Origin of the sequence: Planctellipticum variicoloris (assembly GCF_030622045.1) — a bacterium.
Taxonomy (GTDB): Bacteria; Planctomycetota; Planctomycetia; order Planctomycetales; family Planctomycetaceae; genus Planctellipticum; species Planctellipticum variicoloris.
Genome location: NZ_CP130886.1, coordinates 813867 through 834802, shown reverse-complemented (window position 1 = coordinate 834802; position 20936 = coordinate 813867). Strand labels below are relative to the sequence as shown.

The window sequence follows — 20936 nt, the reverse complement described above, 5'->3', positions numbered from 1 at the left end:
ACCAGACGTCAGGCTGTCTTCGGACGGAATCTGAGGAGAGTTTCGCAAGGCGAGAGATCCGAGATGAACACGACGCAACTGCGAAAGCTGGGAGTCCCCGACGACTGCGTGAACGCCGCCATCCAGGGGATTCAGGGGGCAATCGGACAGGGCGGCTGCAAAGGGCGTGAGGTCAAGGACCTGATCCGTCAGGTCCTCGACAGTCCCGCCGAGTTCCGGGAAAACCCTTGGTTCGGCGGCCTGGCAGCGGCGCTCATCGAGTCGCAGGACGATCTCCGTCCCGCCCCGATCGGCTACCGCACCTGGGGGACGGAGATCGACCCTGCCGCGCATCATCAGATGCGGCAGGCCTGCTCGATTCCGATGGCGCGCGGGGCGGCCCTGATGCCCGACGCCCATGTCGGCTACGGACTGCCGATCGGCGGTGTGCTGGCCCTGGAGAACGCGGTCGCTCCCTACGCCGTCGGAGTCGACATCGCCTGCCGCATGAAGCTGTCCGTGCTGGATCTGGCTCCCGAAACGCTCGACAAGGGCTTCGAACGCTACCGCGTTGCGATTGAAAAGGGAACGCGATTCGGGATCGGTTCCGAGCACGAGACGCCCCAGGATCACGCGGTCCTCGACCAGGACTGGACGGTCACCCGGATCACCCGCGAGCACCGGGACAAGGCCCGCCGGCAGCTCGGAACTTCGGGGTCGGGAAACCACTTTGTCGAGTTCGGCGTCCTGACGCTGGAAGAACCTTCCGAAGATCTGAACCTGCCCGCCGGTCAATATGTGGCGCTGCTCAGCCATAGCGGCAGCCGGGGCCCCGGAGCCGCAGTCTGTAATGTCTACAGTTCGTTGGCCCAGAGCCAGTTGCCGCGCAAGTACGCCGACCTCGGCCGCCTGGCGTGGCTCGACCTCAATTCTGAAGCGGGCCAGGAATACTGGGCGGCGATGAATCTGATGGGAGACTTCGCCGCGGCGAACCACGACGTGATCCACCGATTGGTTTCGCATCTGCTCGGCGCTCACGTCGTCGCCGGCGTAGAGAACCACCACAATTTCGCCTGGAAAGAGATCCATGACGGTCGGGAAGTCATCGTCCACCGCAAAGGGGCCACTCCGGCTGGCCGGGGTGTCCTGGGAGTCATTCCGGGCTCGATGGCCGATCCGGCGTTCATCGTGCGCGGCAAAGGCCAGCCGGAAAGCTTGAACTCCGCATCCCACGGCGCCGGGCGCCGGATGAGCCGCACGCAAGCTCGCGACAAGTACAACTTCCGGGCGGTGCAGAAGGACCTTGATGCCAAAGGGATTCGCGTGATTTCGGCCGGAGCCGACGAGGTCCCCTACGTTTACAAGAACATTCTGGACGTGATGGCGGCTCAGGCGGACCTTGTCGAAACGGTCGGCCGCTTCGATCCGAAGATCGTCAAAATGAGTCACGATGGACGCGCCGAAGATTGAGTCGCCGCCAATAAAAAACGCGAGGCGAATTCCTGCGGAACTCGCCTCGCGGTGTGATCTTCAATTCTTCGGGCGGCTTAGCGCGCCATGTGGGCCACGACGGCGCCGATGTCGACCGGCAGACTGCAGTCGCTGGCGGTCGGCAGGGCGACCACGCGAGCCTCCAGCCCCTTGACGTCGAATTGAATCCAGTCGGGCGTATGGCGGCTGCCGCTGCTCCCGTCGACCAGATCGCGGTACATCGTCTTCAAGTTCGGACGGTTCCGCAGCGTGATCACGTCGCCGGGATTCACAAAAATCGAGGGTTTGTCGATCGTCTTGCCGTTGAGCTGGAAGTGGCGGTGGACCACACCCTGGCGAGCCTGCAGACGGGTGGCGGTGAATCCGGCCCGACGGACCACGTTGTCCAGGCGGCGTTCGCACATCGCCAGGAGGTGATCGCCGGTGTTGCCCTTCTCGGCGCGGGCCATATCGAAGTATCGACGCAACTGCGCTTCGCGCAACCCGTAGTAGTACTTGATCTTCTGCTTGTCGGCGAGGGCCATGCCGAACACCGACACCTTGCGCCGGCGCTGAGCCATGCCGGGAGGATTCTGACGCTTCTCCAGCGCCCTCACCGCACCAGCATTCTCAAACACCATCGCGCCCAAACGGCGATTGATTCGTCCCTTGGGACCCGTATATCGACCCATGCCCTCGCTCCTGCGGCCGGTCTTCCGACCGCGCTGTTCCAGTCCTGCGAATAAACAGAGTCGGGCATGATGGCAGCTTGGTCGGCAGACGTCAACCGTCTCAGCCCACTCTGTGTCGACGGAGGCTGCCGGGAAGTTCGGAACGCCTCCGGAAACTGTGTTCCAAGACCCCAACCGACCGGAAAGAGCACAGAGCACCCGTCCCGGAAGGCCCGCTGGATAATCTGCAACCCGTTACGCGAACAGAGATTGCGCGCACAGGAAGTTACAGGCCATGCCGGGCGGTGTGCCGGCCAATCCGGTCGGCTTTCCGATCAACCGCTGCCATCAGGCGCCGATCTGCTCGCGTGACGCGCCTTCCCAGGTATTCTCGCAGGAACCTCAGTCGATCTGCCCGCGACGCCTGCGGGCTGGAGTAATGGAGTTGCGACAAGTCCTTGATAACCCAGCGAAGCGACAGTTGTCGGTGCCGGCGGACGCGTCCCAGATCGATGACCGAGATCTCCTCCGGCCGATCCGGAGTCAGCAGCAGGTGGCACAGGTAGAGATCCTGATGGTGCAGCCCCGCCTGGTGCATTCGCCGGACCAGCCGAGCCAGCCGAGTCAGCCACTCACGTCGGCGGCGTGGATCCCGACTCTCGGCATCGCAGGCTCGATTCTCCGACCAGTGATCGAGTCGAATATGGGGCTCGATCGCCGTCGCGACTGTGAAGGACTTTCCATCGGCTTCGCCCAGCGCCACTGGCAACGGGGCTGGGATGCCCAGCTCGCAAAACCAGAGCATGGCCTGCCACTCGGCCCTGGCGCCCAGAACTGGCCAGGTCAGCCGCAGCCAGGCCTTGAGCCATTCCTGCCAGCGGGGCGGCCCGTGTCGCTTGAGATAAAACCCGTGCTCGATACCGCCGTCGCTCAGCGTGAATCGTCCGGTCACGCGCTCGCCAACCTGCCTGGCCACCGATTCGATAGGGTGGGTGCCGATTGCATCAAACGTCGTCAGCCCGCACCGTTCCAGCAGCGGGGCGAAGTCCGCATTCACCAGCAGCCGACCGTCGTCCCAGGCCAGTATATTCGGGCCAACGACACCGGGGGCATCGCCGGGCTGATAGATCTTCAGCATGGGCGGCAGGACTGCATCGGTTGTGCTGGTCAGCGGTGAAGTCATCGGGGAAACCGGACTGCCCTTCCAGAATCACCGGACCTCAGGCGTCGCGCTGAGCTCGTTCGTCCGTCCACCGCCAGTGCGGAGCGGGCGACCGCCCGGCGGACGCCTCCGGCTCACTCACTTCGAAAACACGCTGCCGGTCCAGTTCCGCCGGCGTGGCGTGTTCCAGCGAAATGTCGTCCGGCGCCAGACGGTGACGATCGGTCAGCTCCGTCAACAGACGACGAATGACCGCTTCCGCCTCCAGCTTCTCCTGGAGCCATTTCTCGCGTGCCTGCTTCCAGGCCAGATCCGACAGATTCAGTTCCGTCGACTGTCGGCGGACCAGCTCTTCCTTCTGACGAAGCTGCTCGTCCCGCTCGCTGATCCAGTTGGTCAAGGTCTGGCGTTCGTCCTGGAACTCAACCCGCAGCCGCTCGAATCGCGCTTGAGTCTCCAGCAGGTCGCGCCGCTGATCGATCAGATCGTCATGCAACTGGCGGTAGTACTGCTGCAGATCGGCTCGGGCGCCTTCGACGGCCGCCCGAGCGGGCTCGTCGCCGGCCGGCTGAACGAGTTTGACCCAGGCGTCTTCGACCGCCAGCCGCAATTCAAGCGTCGCCCGGTGAGTCTCTTCGAGTTCACTCCGCAGCTTCTCCAGCCGCAGTCGACGCAATTCAATATTCTCGGACTGCAGCGTCAGAGTCTCTTCGCGCCGCTTCAACTCCGCCTGCTGAATCCGCCGTTCCTCTTCCCACGCCACCCGTTCGCTCTCGTATTCCAGACGTTCCTGATGCGTCTCGCTGGAGATCGCTTCACGCTGGCGGGAGATTGCGTCGCGTTCACGGGCGATGGACTTCTCCCGCTCTTCGAGGGCCAGTCGGTAGAGGTCGAGCTGCTGAATCCGGCGCAGGTTCTGGCGATCGAGCTCCTCCCAGCGCTGCATTTCGAGCTGCCGTTCCCGGCGGAATTCGAGCTGATCCCGCTCCAGATCATTGCGGGACTTCTCCAGGTGCTCCTGCTGGAAGCGGATCCGGCTCTCCAGGAGCTGGCGCTCCTTCTGCAGTTCGGCCCACTGGCTCTGACGAAGCGTCTCCCATTCACCGCGAGCGACTTCAATCGCTTCCAGTTCGGTCTGGCGAAGTGCAACCAGCTCCTTCTCGGTCAGCTCGTGCGCAGTCTGCTGCTCCTGCTCCCAGGCATGCCGCAACGCGGCGAGCTCCTGATCCCAGCGGGCCAGAAGTTGTTCGTACTCCCGGCGGAGGGACTCCCCTTCGGACTGCAACCGCTGCGCCGTGGCTTCGCGCTCTGCGACCGTACTCTCTCGCGTCTGCAGGCTGGCTTCACGCTCGGTCCGGCTGGTTTCCCACGCGGCCTGTTCAGCTTCGAAGGCGTTGCGGTGGCCTTCCCACTCTGCCGTCAAGGACTTCCACAAGTCCTCCCGTTCGGTCCGCAGCCGCTCCTCGACATGCTCAAGGGCCTGTCGCTGCTGCCCGAGCAACTCGTCCGCCAGTTCCTGCAGTCGCGCCTGTTCGGCGGCAATCACAGACTTCTGCTTCGCCAGTTCCGCCCGTTCCTGCGCCAATTCGGAGTCGATCTCTCGACGCAATTCCGCCCGCTGCTGGTCGATCTCTCTCTTGGCCGATTCCAGGACGTCGAGCTGAGACTCCAGCGACTGGAGCTCCTCGTCCAGCGAACTCATCCGGCGGGCCAGTCCAGTCTCGTTCGCCAGGAGCGCCGCCTGCCGTTCCTCAAACTCGGTCTGCTGCGAGACGATATGGCGTTCGAAATCGGCCTGGTCGCGTTCGAGTCGGGTCTGCCAGTCGACAAGTTCCCGCTCGCGGGTCTCCATTTCGGTCCAGCGATCCTGCAGTTGCATCGCCATTTGACCGGCTTGAAGCAACAACTGGGCGGAATCGAAGAAATTCGAAGATGATCGCGGCCCCTCGGCCGCTCCGGCCGGCGCCGCCGTGCTCGGAACCGGATGCGCTGCATCGATCCGGACGCTCGTGCTCCCGACTTTCAGCGTTGCAACCGGTTCGGCAGGCGCGGTCGGTCGCTCGATCAGATGCGGTGTCGTTACGGCAGCCGTCCCCGTGCGATCATCCATGGCGGGAATCCTTTCCCAGTCGCGGCCTCAGCGGACCCTGCGGAACATGTCATTGTTCCTGTCGCAGGCCGTTTCCATCCTGGAAACGGCCGCACGCCAGATTTGCTGCTACAGATGGCTCTGAATCGAGGATTCGAGCTTGGCTTTCTGCTGCATCCCGATCAGCTTGTCGACGATCTGCCCATCCTTGAAGACCAGGACCGTGGGAATCCCGCTGATCCCGTACTCCGAAGCGATATCCGGATGATCGTCCGTATTCAGCTTGCCGACACGGATTTTCCCGGCGTATTGAGTCGCCAGTTCGTCGATCGTCGGAGCCAGCATCCGGCAAGGGCCGCACCAGGGCGCCCAGAAATCCACCATCACCACCTGCGGACTCTCCAGAACTTCCTTCGGGAAGTTCTGGGTTGTGAATTCCAACACGTTGCCAGCCATCAGGCGACTCCTCTCGCTGCCATCCTGCGACGAACCTCCCGGACAATCCGGCCAGAGCTTCGTCGCAAGTCTCGAATTATTGGGGAAATGCCGCAAAAGGTCAACGTGGCCTCTCCGTCGGCGCCGCCGATTTAGACGGCACAACTTCAAACCAGCGACGGCCTTCCGCGCGACACGCACGCTGCCGGAATGTCAGAGCCCCGCCCGGATCGCGAGGTTCGGCAACCACTCAAGTCCCTCGCACGTTCCCGAACAGCTCAATGTGACGCCGCGGGCAGTACCGATATCCGAGTCGCTCGGCTGCAGGGACCAGCCAGGCCTCCCGCAACGCCAGGTCTTTCTCCGTAACCCCTTGCGGCATCAGCCATACCTGCTCGGAGCGAACCTCCGGATAACCGGCCAGCACGCCCGTCAACTCCTCGAGATCCGCCGGCGTGTCGATCACGTACTTGAGCTGCGTGTCGTATTCGCCGAGCAGTCGCCGGAGCACATCCGGTCGATCGCGATCCCGTTCGTGACGATTTGCCCAGCGACCGGCGTCGCGTGGCCCTGAGTGGGATAATTTCGGGCTGACCGACATCAGGTGGGCGGCAACGGGTCGATAGACCGTTCCCGCAGTCTCAACGGTGACGATAAAGCCTTCGCTCCGCAGACACTCCGACAGCGGCACGATCCCCGGCTGCAGCAACGGTTCGCCCCCGGTGAGGACGACGTGCGGACAGTCGAACTGGCGGATTTCCCGCAGGATCTCGCCAACCGCGCGGTGGCGCCCCTCCGGTTGCCACGACGTATAGGGCGTATCGCAGAACCAGCAGCGCAGGTTGCAGCCCGTCGTTCGGACGAAGACGGAAGGCGTCCCGGCGAACCGTCCCTCTCCCTGAATGGAATGGAAAATCTCGGCAATGCGCACCGCAACCTCAACCGGGGCTGGTTCCAGCACCACCCGGGGGGAAGCCGGAGAAAGGAGGGACAAACTCATGCTACGGTGCGTAGGGGGCAGGATCGGGAATTCCAGCGTCGGCAAAGCCCTTCAGCCGGAGCCGGCACGAGTCGCAATGCCCGCACGCCCGCCCCGCCGGGTCTGGATCATAACAACTGTGGGTCAGCCCGTAATCCACGCCGTGACTGAGGCCCAGCCGGATGATCTCCCCTTTGGTCAGGGAAATCAGCGGCGCATGGACTCGCCAGCAGGCAGTTCCTTCGACTCCCGACTTCGTCGCCAGGTTCGCAAGCTGCTCAAATGCCGCGATAAATTCTGGCCGGCAATCGGGGTAGCCGCTGTAGTCGACCGCATTGACCCCGATAAACAGGTCCGACGCCCCCAGAACCTCCGCCCAGCCCAGCGCCACCGACAGGAAAATGGTGTTCCTGGCCGGGACATAGGTAATCGGGATCCCTTCCGACATCTCTGCATCGCCCCGATCCTTCGGAACCGCGATTTCGTCGGTCAGCGCCGACCCGCCAAAGGCCCGCAGATCGAGCGGAACGGTAATGTGCCGCTCGACGCGATGCGCCGCAGCCACGCGGGCGGCCGCTTCCAGTTCAAACCGATGCCGCTGACCGTAGTCAAAAGACAGCGCATAGCACTGGAAACCCTGCTGGCGGGCAAGGGCCAGCACGGTGGCGGAATCGAGTCCGCCGCTGACCAGGACCACGGCGGGGCGGGATGTCGCGAGAGTCATTTTCAAAGTTCCGTTTCGGGCGTGCGAGCGTAACACGGCCCGAAACGGCAAACAATCGCGACGAGCAACCGGCTATGGCCAGTAGAACGGGTAGAAGAACGAATTCATCCCGTACTTGTTGTACTGCGACGGAACGTAACGCACTCTCGGCTGCTGCTGCTTGATGTCGATGGTTGTTCGATTAATGGTCATCGGCCGCAACTGACCGAACAGTAGTTCCATCGTGGTGTCATGCCGGTAAGTCGGATTGGCGTCGTACTGCGACCGCAGGAACGGGAGGGCGTTATAGATTTCCCGGTACTGCTGCGCCATCAGGACCGGGTCCCGCGAAACCGCGGGGGCTGGCACCGCGGGGGCATCCTTCTGAGCGGCAGGAGGGGCGTCGACAGGCGGAGCCTCGGCTGGTTGAGGCTGACTGAAGACCGCCGGAATAATCTGGACTGACGGATCGCTGGTCTGGGCGGACGCCGGCCGGATGACGGGATTCTGTCCCTCCGCCGAACCGCCCGGCACTCCGGCGGGGACGATCGTCACCGTCCATCCGTCGAACTCAAACACTTTCTCTGAGCGATCTTGCGCCATCGACGGGCTCGCCGCCAGGACCGCCAGAGAGAACGCCATTCCCGCCCACTTTCGCATCGTCGTCTGCATGTTTCCCCTCCCCGAATACCAGTCAAAGCCCTCCAGCCGCGGCCCACGCGGCGAAGGCTTCATCCGTTCCACGCTAAAGGGGCAGGGAGACCGCTGTCAAATTCGGAAAATGCAGAACATGCGGAATTTCAGGAATCCCTGGCATCGCCGTCAGAAAACGAAACAACCCGCCCTGAGAAGAGCGGGTTGCAACATGTCTGCAGCGGGCCTCAACCGAGGAACTACTCGGCGCGAGCGGCCAGAGACTGCTCGATGGCCTTCACCTGATTCCGGAACCGCTTGGCATGGAACAAGTGGAACGTCTTCTTCGGCTGGCTGCCCGCGACGGACGCCAGACGTTCGTACTTTTCCGCCAGGGCTTTTTTGACTTCGATTTTTTTGAGAATGCGGCTGGTCATGATCTCACCGGAGACGTAACAGGAACACGGAACCGCGAACATGTCCGCGGCAGAGAGTCGACGAATTCCGGCTCAAGGGTCGATCCGCCGGGCCACAGAGTGTAGCAGCCGGGCCACCCTTGCGGAAGCGAAGGCCTGCGGCAGTCAGCCCTGGTTGTCACCGACCGCCCCATCAACGCCGCAACACATTCGCTCACAAAACCTTGCGTCATTTGCAGTGGAATTGCGGGTCAGTCCGGCGGCTTGATTTCCCGGACCCGCAAGGAGCTCACCCGCACCGGGAGCGCTCCGTACTGAGTATCGTAGGTCCCGAGAATCAGTTGCCCTTTACCGTAGTTATCGACGTCGATGCCATCGGCCAGGCGCGCCGACCCGACTCGGAGCGACAGCTTTTTCGCCTTGACCGACAGGGCCAGCGGCTGCACGCCCTTCCATTCCAGGCGGTTGATTTCGCGGTGAGATTCTTCGATCGCCTTGTTTCCGCGAATCTCGCAGAACTGCCAAGGGCTGCCGCTGGTCTTCATCGTCACGTTGTAGACGAGGTAGCCATGTCCGTCGGCGAAACCGAGCAGCCAGAACCATCCTCCCAGCCCCTCGGCGTTCACCAGGCCTTCCAGCTCGAAATCTTCGACCTCGCCCAGCAGGATCGCCGCGTTGAGCCCTTCTGTCCGCATCAGGGCCGCGTCCTGAACCCCGAACCGTCCGTTGATGGCGAAGTTCCCCAGCAGAAACGGATGGCCGGGACTGGGGCCGACGAGGTTCAATTCCGGCAGGTTCTTCAGCCCGCTCTTTTCGTCGAGCGGATGGACGCCGCGGCGGGGCGCCTTACTGGCCAGATGCAGCACTTGCCATTTGATGGGGGCCTTACTGGCCTTCGGCTGAGCCAGAACATCGCTCGCGCGGCTGGCGAGCATGGCGGCAGCCCACAAAACTGTGCAGGTCATGCAATGCCACCACGTCCCGAATCGGTTCATGACGGAAACTCCGCGACGGGCCAGACAGAAAAACCGCCCCTGTTCTGAACACGCTTTTTACGCCGTTCAGTACAGTGTTCGCAAGAGTTCAGTTTGGAATTTTAAATGCTGACATGACGTGCGAGCCCAGACTCCGTATTGAACAACCCCGACGGTCATGTCGGTTCGCTTGGGCTTAGCTTGGAATCACCGTCCAGCACTGCAATTGCCGCCCGCTCGCGTGAACGGCGGCGTCCCACGATTCGGCGGAATCCTCCGCCGACTTCGGAATTCTCAGCGCGCCGACCTCGAATGTTGTCGGCAGGGGACTGAGCACTGCGGGGGCAAGGCCGAAGGATTCACCTTCAATTCTCAACACCAGTCGCGGCCAGCCGGGAACCGCGACTTCCAGCCGGAATGGCGACGTCTGCCGACACAGTTCCAGACTGAGCCGATCGAAAAGCTGCACCGCACGGAAGCCGATCTCTGCAAGCTCCGCGAACTCCTCCGGCGACACGAGGCCCGAGCATGCGGTTTCTGCCGCTTCGTACCAGCGCCGGTGGTCGGCGCGAAACACGCGAGCCGCGGCGACCTGGACGAAATCGTCGGCGTGGCGGGCTTCCGCCAGTTCGGCCAACACATCGAAGTGGCTGCTGACCCACAGCGCGGCGAGACTCGCCCGCGGTCGATGCCACGGATTCAGGGCCAGACGGAAATCCTCCCGCAGGGCAATCCCCGCGGCGCACATCGCGTCAACGACCTCGCGCAGGCCGGCTTCAGGAACCGGCGGCCCCACCTGCTCGATATATCTGGCCGCCAGTTCCTCCCAAGTCAGCGGCGAGGATGCTGCCGACAGGGCGCACCAGACCCATTCGTACAGACGCCGGTCGATGCGACGGTCGAACCATTCCGCGGGCTGCGTGGCCAGGGCATGCACCCGACGAACGGAATCCCGCCAGATCGCAGTCGCCTCGGGTAGGGAGTATTCGTCGAAGTTGCGGACCCGCCGGCGATCAGAATCCCACACAGGTCGGGCGTCTCGTTCGAACCAGCCGTCATCGTGGTGGCGGATGGCGTCGACCACATCGGCCCAGACGATTCCACCGGGCAGAGCAGGGGGCTTCGCAACAGCCGCCGCCAGATCCGCCGCCAGTCGCGCATGGTCACCCTGCGTGATCAGCAGCCAGTCATCGCCAGCGTTGCGGACGAGCATGGAGGAGCCTGAAGGCGGAGAGTCGAGAGCGGAAAGCCAGACAGATTTCAAATTGCCAGGCGACCATCCTTCTGGCTCTCCGCTATCCGCTTCAAGCTTTCCGCTAAAATGTGTGCCCCGGCTGCGGGCCGAGCTTGGTGGTCGTCAGGATCTCGGGACCGGTTTCCGTAATCAGCACGGTGTGCTCGAACTGGGCCGAGAGGGACAGGTCCAGCGTCCGAACCGTCCAGTTGTCCCGGCTGTCGACGAACGTCCGCCAGGTACCCGCGTTGAGCATCGGCTCGATCGTGAAGCACATGCCAGGCTCCAGCACGACCTGCGACTGGCCCCGCTGCGGGACATAGTGGGGAACGCCCGGTTCCTGGTGAAACTCGCGGCCGATCCCGTGCCCCTGGTACTCCTGCACGACCTCGACGCGATGCGTCCGGGCGAACCGCTCGATCGCCCGACCGACGTCGACCAGTTTGGCGAAGGGCTGCGCGGCGGCGATGCCGACGTACAGCGAGTCGAACGTCACCTGCACCAGCCGGCGGGCCTCGCCGGCGACCTGGCCCACCAGAAAGGTTTCCGACGAGTCGCCGTACCAGCCGTCGACGATCGAAGTCAGGTCGACATTGACGATGTCCCCCTCGCGAAGCGGGGTGTTGTCGGGAATTCCGTGGCAGACGACCTCGTTCACGCTGGTGCAGATCGTCTTGGGGTAGCCCTTGTACCCTAGGCAGGCCGGGCGATTGCCGTGTCCGACGGTAAATTCATAGGCCAGCTTGTCGAGCTGGTCTGTCGTCGTGCCGGGCAGGACGAACGGGCGGAGATAGTCCATCAGGTCGGCATTGAACCGGCTTGCCGCCCGGAGTCCTTCGCGTTCTTCCGCAGTGAGATACAGGGGACAGCGGCGGCGGGCTTTGCGGCGCAGCGCGTTCATCATGTTCACAGCACATCCCCTGGCGGCCGGGAGCCGGAAACCCTGCCGTTTCAGACGCAAAACAAAACTTCCTTGGCCGGAATTCCGACCTTGGACCGAGTGCAGTTTGGTCCTCCGTCGGGCGAATCGCAAGTCCACATCTCGGGCGGAAACCGGAGAGGCCGCTTGAGAATCGCCCCCCCCGCTCCTACTATGCAGGAGTCGGAAGCATTCCAGATGTTCGTGACAGGCGCGTTATGTCCACCGGATCGGCCGAAAAGACCATTCTGATCATCGACGACGACCGCGAAATCGCCGGGACGCTGCAGAGCGTTCTGCAGAACGCCGGTTATCGCGTCGTCATGGCCAGCAACGGCGTCGATGGCCAGCGACAGATCGAAACGGCAAAGCCGGACTTGGTCATCACCGACATGATGATGCCCCGCATGGGTGGTTTTCCGGTGCTGGAGTTCCTGCGCACACTCGAAAAGCCCCCCTTCGTGATCATGATCACGGCCAATGAAGGAGGTCGGCATAAAGCGTACGCTGAAATGCTGGGCGTTTCCGACTACCTGCGCAAGCCGTTTCCGATGGAAACGCTGCTCGAATCGGTACGCCGAATCCTTGCGGGCGAGCAGGCTCCCGAACCGAAGGCCGGCCCCGTCAAACGAGTCACCCGCAAGAAGAGTACCTGAACCAGGGCCGCTACTCGACGCCAAGACTCCTGTTGATCTGCTGCGCCTCATCCGACCAGAGCAGTTTGTCGATCGGATCGCGATTCTTCTCCACCCGGCGATTCCCGCGAGCTTCTTTGCCGACGTCAGCCCACTTGTCTTCCTCGCCGGCGTCGGGCTCCCACTGCTTGTCGCGACTGAAGACCGACCGGCCTCCGAACGTCGAACAGCCGACGTTTCCGACGGCAAGCGTAGCCATGCAGAGCATCAGGACAAGTTGCGGCCTGACCATTTCCAGGACTCCGGAGCGCAGCTTCGCCGGCCCGGCGATGGCCCGGAGCGAAACATTGCGAGCGAATTGAGGGGAGACAGGGGATGGCGGGCTTATGGCAGATTCCGTTCGGACTGTCGAGATGAGTTTTAGCCGGTTTTCAAAGACTGTTTCCTCATTTCGCAGTCGCGACGGCGTCCGATCTGATCACTTCCGATCGCGATGAACCGCGTGGCACTGGTTGCAGCTCTGCTCCAGCCGGGCCGCCAGTTGATTGACGTCTTCCGTGGAGATCGCCGCGTTCGGCTTTTCCAGGCTCTCCCGTTCCCGGCGGATCTGGGTCGTCGCCGTCGTGAACGCAGGCTTCAAGCCTGGCGCGTCACCTTCGACCAGCCGACCAGCCTCCGTCACCAGCTCCTCGAGCTCGACGACGGAAGCCAGCAGTGCCCGCCGATCGGCTCCCTGCGCAGCTCCCTCCTTTGCGGCGGCTTTCAAACGGTCCCAGGCACCGTCGATGGCGCCCATCTGCTCGGCCATCGCCGAGACCGCCACCTTCTCGGGAAACTCGGCCGACAGCTTGCGAAGCGCCTCATCGGTCGGCGGTCTGGCCGCCGCGACAGATGCGTACAGTCCGGCATAACGGGCCGCGGTTCCCATCACTTTCAGTGAATCGGCGGCCCTGGCGGCCGTCAACGTCGGATCGGTCGCCCGGCAAAGCGATATCACCGCCGCCGGTCCGCGATGCTTGCCGTGGTGGCAATGGATATAAACCGGTCCAGGAAACGTGAGCCGGGCTTTGACGAGTTTCCGCTGCTGCTCGACCGGAACGCTGTCATAGCCGATCGGCAGGTGGACGTAGCGCATTCCGTATTTGCGAGCCAGGTCCAGCTCCGGGGCGGCGCCGTCGACCGAGATAACCGTCTTCACTCCCAGCTTCGCCAGTTCGGCAAACCCCGCTTCGGTCGGCTGCCCGCCGCTATAGAGATCCGGGCGGACTCGAAAAACATTCTCCAGCCCCTCGACCTGCATCCTTTCCAGGAGGAACGGCGGCGATTCTTGCGCTCCAGCGAAAACCTGCCCACCGATCACCAGCCCCAGGGCCGCGAGGATCCCTGTCATCTCTCTGCGAAACCAACGCATTCGCTCACTCCCGGACGGCGCTGTCCCCAGGAACTTCTCAAAACCACACTACCAGCTCACAGGGCGTTCGACGAACGCTCGCCATCAAAATCTGTCGATTTCGCAAGCGACAGCGTTCGGCTCAAACCGTAGACACGGCGACTGCTTCACCCTTTTTGATCCCTCCCGATGGAATCCGCGTTCCCGACGTGTTATGGCATCTCCGACTGCGCGGCCGATCAGCGCCCGGCCGCCGCCGCACGTCCGGACCGCCGTCATGCTGATCCCCTACAACACCGACGCCCCGATCTACCACTGGCCGGCCGGCACGGTCGGGCTGATCGCGGCCAATTTTCTCTCGCTGGTCGCCGTCGGCACTGGCTGGTGGCCGCATCCCGACGAATACACGCTCTGGTACGGGGGGGGAATTCATCCGCTTCAGTGGCTCACGAGCATGTTCCTGCATGCCGGCGTATTCCATCTGGTCGGCAACATGGTGTTCTTGTGGAGTTTCGGCCTGGTCGTCGAAGGCAAACTTGGCTGGCGACGTTTCGTCCCGCTCTACCTCGGCCTCGGTATCCTCCAAAGCGCCCTCGAGCAAATCGCTCTGCTGCATCACACGGTCCCCGAAGGAGAGTTCGCCGGGTCGCTGGGCGCCTCGGCCGCCATCTACGGACTCATGGCCGTCGCCGTCGTCTGGGCGCCCCGCAACGACCTTGAGTGTCTGATTCCCGCGTTCGGCCTGTTTGGCGCCGGCATGATCGGTTCGTTCGAAGTTCCGATCTACGTCTTCGCAGGCTTCTACATCGGCTGGGACCTGCTGATGGCCGCTCTCGACGGCTTCGTGGTCGGGACCGAACTGCTGCATCTCAGTGGTGCGGTCCTCGGATTTCTCGTCGGCACGGTCTTCGTCCGCGCCGGCTGGGTCGAGTGCGAGAACTGGGATCTCTACTCGGTCCTGACCGGCCGGCACATTCGCCTGATGGACGAGTTCGCAGACCATGCCGGGGACAGAGCTCCGCAGCGGCGCAGGCGCAAGCAGCCCCCCGATCCGGAAGCCGATGCCAAAGAGACCGTCGACGCCGGCCCGCAGCAGAAACTGCTGGCGAAGATTCGCAAACAACTTCGGACTCGCCAGTCGTTCGCGGCTCTGCAGACCTACGAACGGCTGCGGCAATTGAACGAATCTCCCGATCTGCCCGAAGACCTTCTGCTCGCCTTGACCGACGCCGCCTGGCGGACTTCGCACTGGCGACTCGCGGTCCCGCTGATGGAAGCCTGCATCGCCCTCGCGCCGCAGAAATCGAAACGGATCCGCGTGCTGCTGGCGGAGATTCTCGTCCAGCACCACGAACGACCGCAACATGCGCTGCGAATCCTCGAACCACTGCAGGGGCAGACTCTCCCGCCGCCGCTGGAAAAATCCCGTCAAGCCATCGTCGCCCGCTGTCAGCGTCTGATCGACGACGGAATCGTCGAACTGCAGGGGAAAGCCTGGGATTCGAAGTAGCTCAGCCGGGCGCTCCGGCGCCCAGCTTGTCCCGCAGGCGATGCAGTTCCTGGAGCGCTTCGTTCGGCGACAGACCTTCGAGATTCATCTTCCGCAGCTCATCAAGGATCGGGTGATCCTCGGCAAACAACGACAACTGCAGCTCGCGTTTGCGCTGCGTCTTGCGGGGGGGAATCTTCGTCTTCCCCTGCTCGTCCAGGTGGTCGTTCTCCAGCCGGTCGAGAATCACCTGCGCCCGTTCCAGCACGACAGGAGGTACGCCGGCCAGCCGGGCGACGTGAATCCCGTAGCTCTTGTCGGCCGAACCCGGCACGATCTTGTGCAGGAAGACGACTTCGCCGCTGTGCTCCCGGACCGCCACATTCCAGTTGCTTGCCTCCTTGAGCGAGCTGGTGAGCTGCGTCAGTTCGTGGTAGTGCGTGGCGAACATCGTGCGGCTGCCGACGACGTCGTGCAGATACTCCGTCACCGACCAGGCCAGCGAGATTCCGTCGTAGGTGCTCGTGCCGCGCCCGATTTCGTCCAGGATCACCACGCTGCGAGCCGTCGCGGCGTTCAGAATCCGAGCCGTTTCGGTCATCTCGACCATAAACGTACTCTGCCCCTTGCCCAGTTCATCGCTGGCGCCGACGCGAGCGAAGACGCGGTCCGCAATGCCGACGCGGGCCGACGCGGCCGGCACGAACGAACCGATCTGGGCCAGAATCGAGATCAGCGCCGCCTGGCGGATGTAGGTGCTCTTTCCTGCCATGTTCGGCCCGGTGATGATCATCACTCGACCGTGCGGTTCGCCGAGCTGCACGTCGTTCGGGACGAATTCGCCCGATGGCTTCAGCCGGTCGAGGACCGGATGCCGACCTTCGCGGATTTCGAGGATCGGTTCATCCGCGATCTCGGGACGGCAGTAGCGGGCGCTCACGGCGAGCGTCGCCAGGCCGGCCAGAACATCCAGCTCCGCGAGAACCTCGGCGTTTTCGCGCAGCCGAGCGGCCTGGGAACCAACTCGCTCCCGCAACGCCCCGAACAGCTCTTGTTCGAGCTGAATCGACTGGCCTTCCGCCCGCAGCACCTTCTCCTCGTACTCTTTCAGCTCGGGGGTAATGAACCGTTCCTGGTTCTTCAGCGTCTGCTTCCGGATGTACTCCGGAGGAACTCGATCCGCCTGAGCGGAGGTCGTCTCCAGGTAATATCCGAAGACCCGGTTGAAGCCGACCTTCAGGTTGCCGATGCCTGTCCGCTGGATCTCCTGAGCCTGATAACGGGCGATCCATTCCTTGCCGCCCCGCGCCAGATCCCGCCACTCGTCGAGCTGGGGATGGTAGCCCTCGCGAATCATGCCGCCGTCGGTGGTCAGCAGCGGCGGTTCGTCGACCAGGGCAGTTTCGATTTCGCCCCGCAGCTCGGCGCACAGGTCGAGCCGGCGTTCGAGCATCTCCAGCAAATTCGCCGAGCGGCCGACCAGGCGGGCCTTGAGCTTCGGCAGCAACGCCAGCGTCCGAGCCAGAAACGACAGATCGCGCGGCGAAGCCCGTCCGGTCGCCACCCGCGCGGTCAGACGCTGCAAATCGTACGCCTGCTTGAGCTGTTCCCGAATATCGCGGCAAAAAATTGCGTCGTCGACCAGTTCCTGAACCGCCGCCAGCCGGCGCTCGATCGATTGCCGATCGGTCAATGGATTGGACAGCCATTCCGCCAGCAGCCGGGCGCCCATCGGGGTCACGGTTTCATCAATAACCGCCAGCAGGCTTCCGTCTCGCGTTTCGCCGCGCAGCGTGCGAGTCAGCTCGAGCGAACGCCGGGTGGCTTCGTCGATCAGCAGGCTGGTTCCCCGGCGATACGGTTCCAGCCGTACGATATGGGCCAGGCTGCTTTTCTGGGTCTCGCGGACATATTCGAGCAGGGCTCCCGCCGCGGTGATGCCTGCGGTCTGGCCTTCGATGTCGAAGCCGGCGAGCGTCTGCGTATGAAACTGTTCGAGCAGCAATCGGCGGCAGGCATCGGCGGAGAAGCACCACGGCGCCCGTTCCGTCAGCAGCAGTCCGGACATCTGCCTGAGCGTCTGCACGACGGGGTGCTGCCGATGTTCTTCGCAGACAACGCATTCCGCAGGGTGAATGCGGGCGATCTCGTCGGCGACCTGCCCGGCGGGGACATCCGCCGTGAAGAACCGACCGCTCGACAGCTCCAGCCACGCCACCCCGCACTCATCGCGTCCCGGGGCGACGCACGCCAGGTAGTTCGAAACTTTGGGATCGAGCAGCGAGTCCTCGGTCAGCGTGCCGGGAGTCACGACGCGAGTGACTTCGCGTTTGACGAGCCCTTTCGCCTGTTTCGGGTCTTCGACCTGCTCGCAGATCGCCGCCCGGTGTCCGGCTCGAATCAGCTTCTGCAGATAGCCGTCGAGCGCGTGATATGGAAAGCCCGCCATTGCGACCGGATTCGGCGAGCCCTTGTCCCGACTGGTCAGCGTCAGCCCGAGCACCCGTGCGGCGACTTCGGCATCCTCGTAGAACAGCTCATAGAAATCGCCCATCCGGAACAGCAGCAGCGTTCCCGGATTCTGGGCTTTGACTTCCAGATACCGCTGCATCATCGGCGTGACGGGACGGTCCATTGAGTCGCGAGTCCGGAGTCGAGTGTCGAGAGCCAGAAAAGACCACAGACGCACAACCCAAGGTCGAGCGCGTCCGGCCTGGCTCTCGACTCTAGACGCTCGACTCTCGACTTGCCAATCACGCCGTCGTCGGTTTCGTATCAGGAAACAGCATGCTGACGCTCGTCCGGTCGTGGATCGAGCGGATGGCTTCGGCGAACAGCGGCGCCACCGAGACCACTTCCAGGTTCGGCGGCAGCGGATCGAATGACGATTCGATCGTGTCCGTGACGAACATTTTCTTGATCTCGCTCTCTGCGATCCGCGGGGCGGCCCCCTTGGACAGCACGCCGTGCGTCACCGCGGCATACACATCCCGCGCTCCGCGGAGTTTGAGGACGCGGGCCATTTCTATGAGAGACCGGCCGGTGATGGTCAGGTCGTCGACCAGCAGCACGTTCTTGTCTTTGACGTCTCCGATGACTTCGAGCACCTGCACAGTCTCGGAATGATCGGTGCGCTGCTTGTTGCCGATCACGACCGGTACGCCCAGCAGGTTCGCGTACGCCGCGGCGCCTTTGGCGAAACCGACGTCGGGACTGCAGACGACCAGATCCGGCACGTTTAACTTGCGAAAATGGTCACAGAGGACCGTCCGACCGTAAAGATGATCGACGGGAACGCGAAAAAAGCCCTGGATCTGCGGACTGTGCAGGTCCATCGTAAGAACGCGGTCGGCGCCCGACACTTCGATGGCGTCGGCACAGACACGCGCCCGGATCGAAACACGGGGTTCGTCTTTCTTGTCCCCCTGCGCATAGCTGAAGAAGGGGATCACCGCCGTCACGCTCTGGGCGCTGGCCCGCTTCAGGGCGTCGATCCAGAACAGCAGTTCCATGAAGTTGTCGTTGACGGGGTAGTGGCACCCCTGAATCACATATACGTCGCGCCCGCGCACGTTCTCCTTGACGCGGACGAAGACGTTCCCTTCACTGAAAACATGCGCCCGGCAGGGCGTCAGCGAGACTCCCAGCGCGTTTGCAATATTCTGGGCCAGCAGCGGGTTGGCGGACCCCGGCAGAATCGCCAGGTCGCCCTGCGGCGCCTGGAACGGGATCGCACGAGGCCCTGCCAGATCGGGCCGCAGAAAACTCATGGATCCTCACTCCCGCCAGTCGCCCGCTGCTGCACAATTCCCATCGCCGCCGCCCAATCGGGCGGGCAGTCCGTGAAGGGGCCTTCATCATAGCGGACGACGGGTCAGGCTCAAGGCTGCCTCCGAATCGTCGGAACCGTCAGAAGTTTTCGACTCCGGCGGCACAAACGGGCTCCAGTCTGAGCCCCGGAAAATCAGGCCCCGATGTCGCCTTGCGTCCAGACGCCGTCGACCAGACGCCACGGCTTCGACGCGGCGTTCTGCTCCTTGAGGCTCGCCGGCAGTCGATGCGGACGCACGCCGTCGTAACAATGCAGCATGCCGAACCGGCGCAGCGAGGCGGGAATTCCGACCGCCGTGAACCCGGGATGCCCGGTCGCCGGGAACGGTCCGCCATGATTCATCGCAGGCGAAACGGCAACGCCTGTCGGCATTTTGTCGTTCAACAATCGGCCGACTTTCTGCCGCAGGGCCGGAGCAAGCTGGTCGTACAACGCATCGTCAGAGCCGTCGTTGGCGGAGTAAATGCAGCCGGTCAGGTTGCCTTCCAGGTGCTCGGTGATCTCAACCAGTTGAGCTGCGTTCTCCGCAACCACAATCAACGACTCGTTGCCGAACGCCTCTGTCTGGAGATCTTCCGGCGAGGCCAGAAACTGGCTGCCAGTCACACGCAGCAGCGTGTTGTGATAACTGACGCCCGTTCCACCGCCCGCACCGCCGCCAGAAACAATCTCGGCCCCGGCCGCGACCAGCGTCTGAACGGCGTCGGACAGATTTCGCAGCACACCTTCACCAAGTAACGTTCCCACCGGAGCCGCCTGGAATTTGGCGCCGATCTGCGTGATCACCGCCTCCGTCTCGGCCCCGGCGACCATCGCGACGAGCCCCGGATTCGTGCAGAACTGCCCCGTCCCCATCAGGCAACTTCCGGCGAACTGCTCGACCAGCTCGGCAGACCGCTCACGCACGGCCCCCGGCAGGAAGTAGACGGGGTTGATGCTCGACAACTCCAGGTAAATCGGTTTTCCAACTGCATCCGCCGCCGACTTGAGCGTCAGGCCGGCCGAACGCGACCCCGTGTAACCGGACGCTCCCATCAGCCGATGCGATACAAGTTTGGCGCCATCGGCATGGCTCGTCCGGTAAATGAGCTGGATGAAGCCCTTCGGCAATCCGGCCTCGTCGGCCGCAGCCTGAGCCAGTTCGGCGAACAGCCGCGTCGTCCCCGGATGTGAAGAATGGGCCTTGGCGATCACCGGATTTCCGGCCGCAACGGCGGCGGCGAAGTCGCCGCCCGCCGCGCTGTTGAAGGCAAACGGAAAATTATTCGGCCCGAAAACGGCCACCGGTCCGATCGGCCCCAGCACCGAACGGATATTCGCGTTGGTATCGATGGTCGGCAGCGCCCACGAGCCTTCGCGCGCCGCGGCGGCCGCCTGGCGCAACTGATTGGTCGTGCGGGGAAGTTCGGCGTCCTGAAGGCGGGGCGTCACCGGCAGAGCCGTTTCGCGATGGGCAATCGCGACGAAATCCGATTTCCGCGACTCAATCCTGTCCGCGAAGATTTCCAGGAACCGGGCGAAATGCTCACCGCTGAGCGACCGGGCCGCTTTGGCCGCCGCATCCGCCGCGACGATCGCCTGCTCGATTTCCGCCCAGGGGCTGACGGGATACCGTTCCGGCAGCATCTCCCGAGTTTTCGGATTGAGCGCCTGAAACGTCTCAGTGCCGACAGAGGCCGCCCATTGACCATTGATGAGGACTGGCTGCACGGACATATCGACGATCCCGATCATTTGCGGAGTGCTGCTGCGGAGGATTGCTGACGCCATCTTCCCGATGACCGGGCCGCCGTTCAACCGACTCGTGGTTTTGTTGCCGGAAAATGGTGCTCTCCATGACCACAAACAGGCAGCCGTTGATTCGCTGGCGGGTGGCCGGGTCGGGGCCTTCGACGACCCCGTCATGCAAACTGGAACGGGAAGGCC

At 63.3% G+C, this 20936-nt stretch carries 19 protein-coding genes; 3 read left to right on the top strand and 16 right to left on the bottom strand.

The window, feature by feature from the left end; all coding sequences use genetic code 11:
• Positions 1 to 63 precede the first annotated feature (63 nt).
• Positions 64 to 1449, top strand: coding sequence for an RtcB family protein (locus SH412_RS03255; RefSeq protein ID WP_336522077.1), 1386 nt, complete (start codon positions 64 to 66; stop codon positions 1447 to 1449).
• Between the two features lie 77 nt (positions 1450 to 1526).
• Here SH412_RS03255 and rpsD read toward each other — a convergent pair whose 3' ends face one another.
• The 11 genes from rpsD to map form a co-directional block, all read right to left on the bottom strand.
• Positions 1527 to 2141, bottom strand: coding sequence for a 30S ribosomal protein S4 (rpsD, locus tag SH412_RS03250; protein ID WP_336522076.1), 615 nt, complete (start codon positions 2139 to 2141; stop codon positions 1527 to 1529).
• Positions 2142 to 2406: 265 nt separating this feature from the next.
• On the bottom strand, positions 2407 to 3303 hold the full coding sequence (locus SH412_RS03245) for a lipopolysaccharide kinase InaA family protein (RefSeq protein ID WP_336522075.1): 897 nt from the start codon (positions 3301 to 3303) through the stop codon (positions 2407 to 2409).
• Between the two features lie 37 nt (positions 3304 to 3340).
• Positions 3341 to 5392, bottom strand: coding sequence for a coiled-coil domain-containing protein (locus SH412_RS03240; protein ID WP_336522074.1), 2052 nt, complete (start codon positions 5390 to 5392; stop codon positions 3341 to 3343).
• Positions 5393 to 5500: 108 nt separating this feature from the next.
• Positions 5501 to 5827 carry a thioredoxin gene (gene trxA, locus SH412_RS03235; RefSeq protein ID WP_336522073.1) on the bottom strand — a complete coding sequence of 109 codons (327 nt, stop codon included), beginning with the start codon at positions 5825 to 5827 and terminating at the stop codon, positions 5501 to 5503.
• A 229-nt stretch (positions 5828 to 6056) separates the two neighbouring features.
• Entirely contained in the window at positions 6057 to 6806 is a 750-nt protein-coding gene (locus SH412_RS03230) for a 7-carboxy-7-deazaguanine synthase QueE (protein ID WP_336522072.1), read from the bottom strand.
• Position 6807: 1 nt separating this feature from the next.
• Complete coding sequence (gene queC / locus SH412_RS03225) at positions 6808 to 7509, bottom strand: 7-cyano-7-deazaguanine synthase QueC (RefSeq protein ID WP_336522071.1); 702 nt, start codon at positions 7507 to 7509, stop codon at positions 6808 to 6810.
• 72 nt (positions 7510 to 7581) lie between these two features.
• Positions 7582 to 8160: a hypothetical protein gene (locus tag SH412_RS03220; RefSeq protein WP_336522070.1), complete on the bottom strand. Its 579-nt coding sequence runs from the start codon at positions 8158 to 8160 to the stop codon at positions 7582 to 7584.
• A gap of 221 nt (positions 8161 to 8381) precedes the next feature.
• On the bottom strand, positions 8382 to 8558 hold the full coding sequence (locus SH412_RS03215) for a hypothetical protein (protein ID WP_336522069.1): 177 nt from the start codon (positions 8556 to 8558) through the stop codon (positions 8382 to 8384).
• 230 nt (positions 8559 to 8788) lie between these two features.
• The gene (locus SH412_RS03210; RefSeq protein ID WP_336522068.1) at positions 8789 to 9532 is read right to left on the bottom strand and encodes a hypothetical protein; all 744 of its coding nucleotides are present in this window, start codon (positions 9530 to 9532) and stop codon (positions 8789 to 8791) included.
• A gap of 175 nt (positions 9533 to 9707) precedes the next feature.
• Positions 9708 to 10724, bottom strand: coding sequence for a DUF3891 family protein (locus SH412_RS03205; protein WP_336522067.1), 1017 nt, complete (start codon positions 10722 to 10724; stop codon positions 9708 to 9710).
• Between the two features lie 103 nt (positions 10725 to 10827).
• Positions 10828 to 11646 carry a type I methionyl aminopeptidase gene (gene map / locus SH412_RS03200; protein WP_419555838.1) on the bottom strand — a complete coding sequence of 273 codons (819 nt, stop codon included), beginning with the start codon at positions 11644 to 11646 and terminating at the stop codon, positions 10828 to 10830.
• 236 nt (positions 11647 to 11882) lie between these two features.
• Between map and SH412_RS03195 the strand changes: the two genes are divergently transcribed.
• Complete coding sequence (locus SH412_RS03195; RefSeq protein WP_336522065.1) at positions 11883 to 12320, top strand: response regulator transcription factor; 438 nt, start codon at positions 11883 to 11885, stop codon at positions 12318 to 12320.
• 10 nt (positions 12321 to 12330) lie between these two features.
• Here SH412_RS03195 and SH412_RS03190 read toward each other — a convergent pair whose 3' ends face one another.
• Positions 12331 to 12591 (bottom strand): hypothetical protein, encoded by a 261-nt coding sequence (locus tag SH412_RS03190; RefSeq protein WP_336522064.1) that lies wholly within the window; start codon positions 12589 to 12591, stop codon positions 12331 to 12333.
• 186 nt (positions 12592 to 12777) lie between these two features.
• Complete coding sequence (locus SH412_RS03185) at positions 12778 to 13710, bottom strand: phosphatase domain-containing putative toxin (RefSeq protein ID WP_336522063.1); 933 nt, start codon at positions 13708 to 13710, stop codon at positions 12778 to 12780.
• A 193-nt stretch (positions 13711 to 13903) separates the two neighbouring features.
• Here SH412_RS03185 and SH412_RS03180 point away from each other — a divergent pair, with 193 nt between their 5' ends.
• Complete coding sequence (locus SH412_RS03180) at positions 13904 to 15199, top strand: rhomboid family intramembrane serine protease (protein ID WP_336522062.1); 1296 nt, start codon at positions 13904 to 13906, stop codon at positions 15197 to 15199.
• A gap of 1 nt (position 15200) precedes the next feature.
• Here the strand turns inward: SH412_RS03180 and mutS are convergent, their stop codons facing one another.
• The 3 genes from mutS to SH412_RS03165 form a co-directional block, all read right to left on the bottom strand.
• Positions 15201 to 17813: a DNA mismatch repair protein MutS gene (mutS, locus tag SH412_RS03175; RefSeq protein ID WP_336522061.1), complete on the bottom strand. Its 2613-nt coding sequence runs from the start codon at positions 17811 to 17813 to the stop codon at positions 15201 to 15203.
• Positions 17814 to 17931: 118 nt separating this feature from the next.
• Positions 17932 to 18948, bottom strand: coding sequence for a ribose-phosphate diphosphokinase (locus tag SH412_RS03170; protein ID WP_336522060.1), 1017 nt, complete (start codon positions 18946 to 18948; stop codon positions 17932 to 17934).
• A gap of 194 nt (positions 18949 to 19142) precedes the next feature.
• Positions 19143 to 20726 carry an aldehyde dehydrogenase (NADP(+)) gene (locus tag SH412_RS03165; RefSeq protein WP_336522059.1) on the bottom strand — a complete coding sequence of 528 codons (1584 nt, stop codon included), beginning with the start codon at positions 20724 to 20726 and terminating at the stop codon, positions 19143 to 19145.
• Positions 20727 to 20936: the final 210 nt, after the last annotated feature.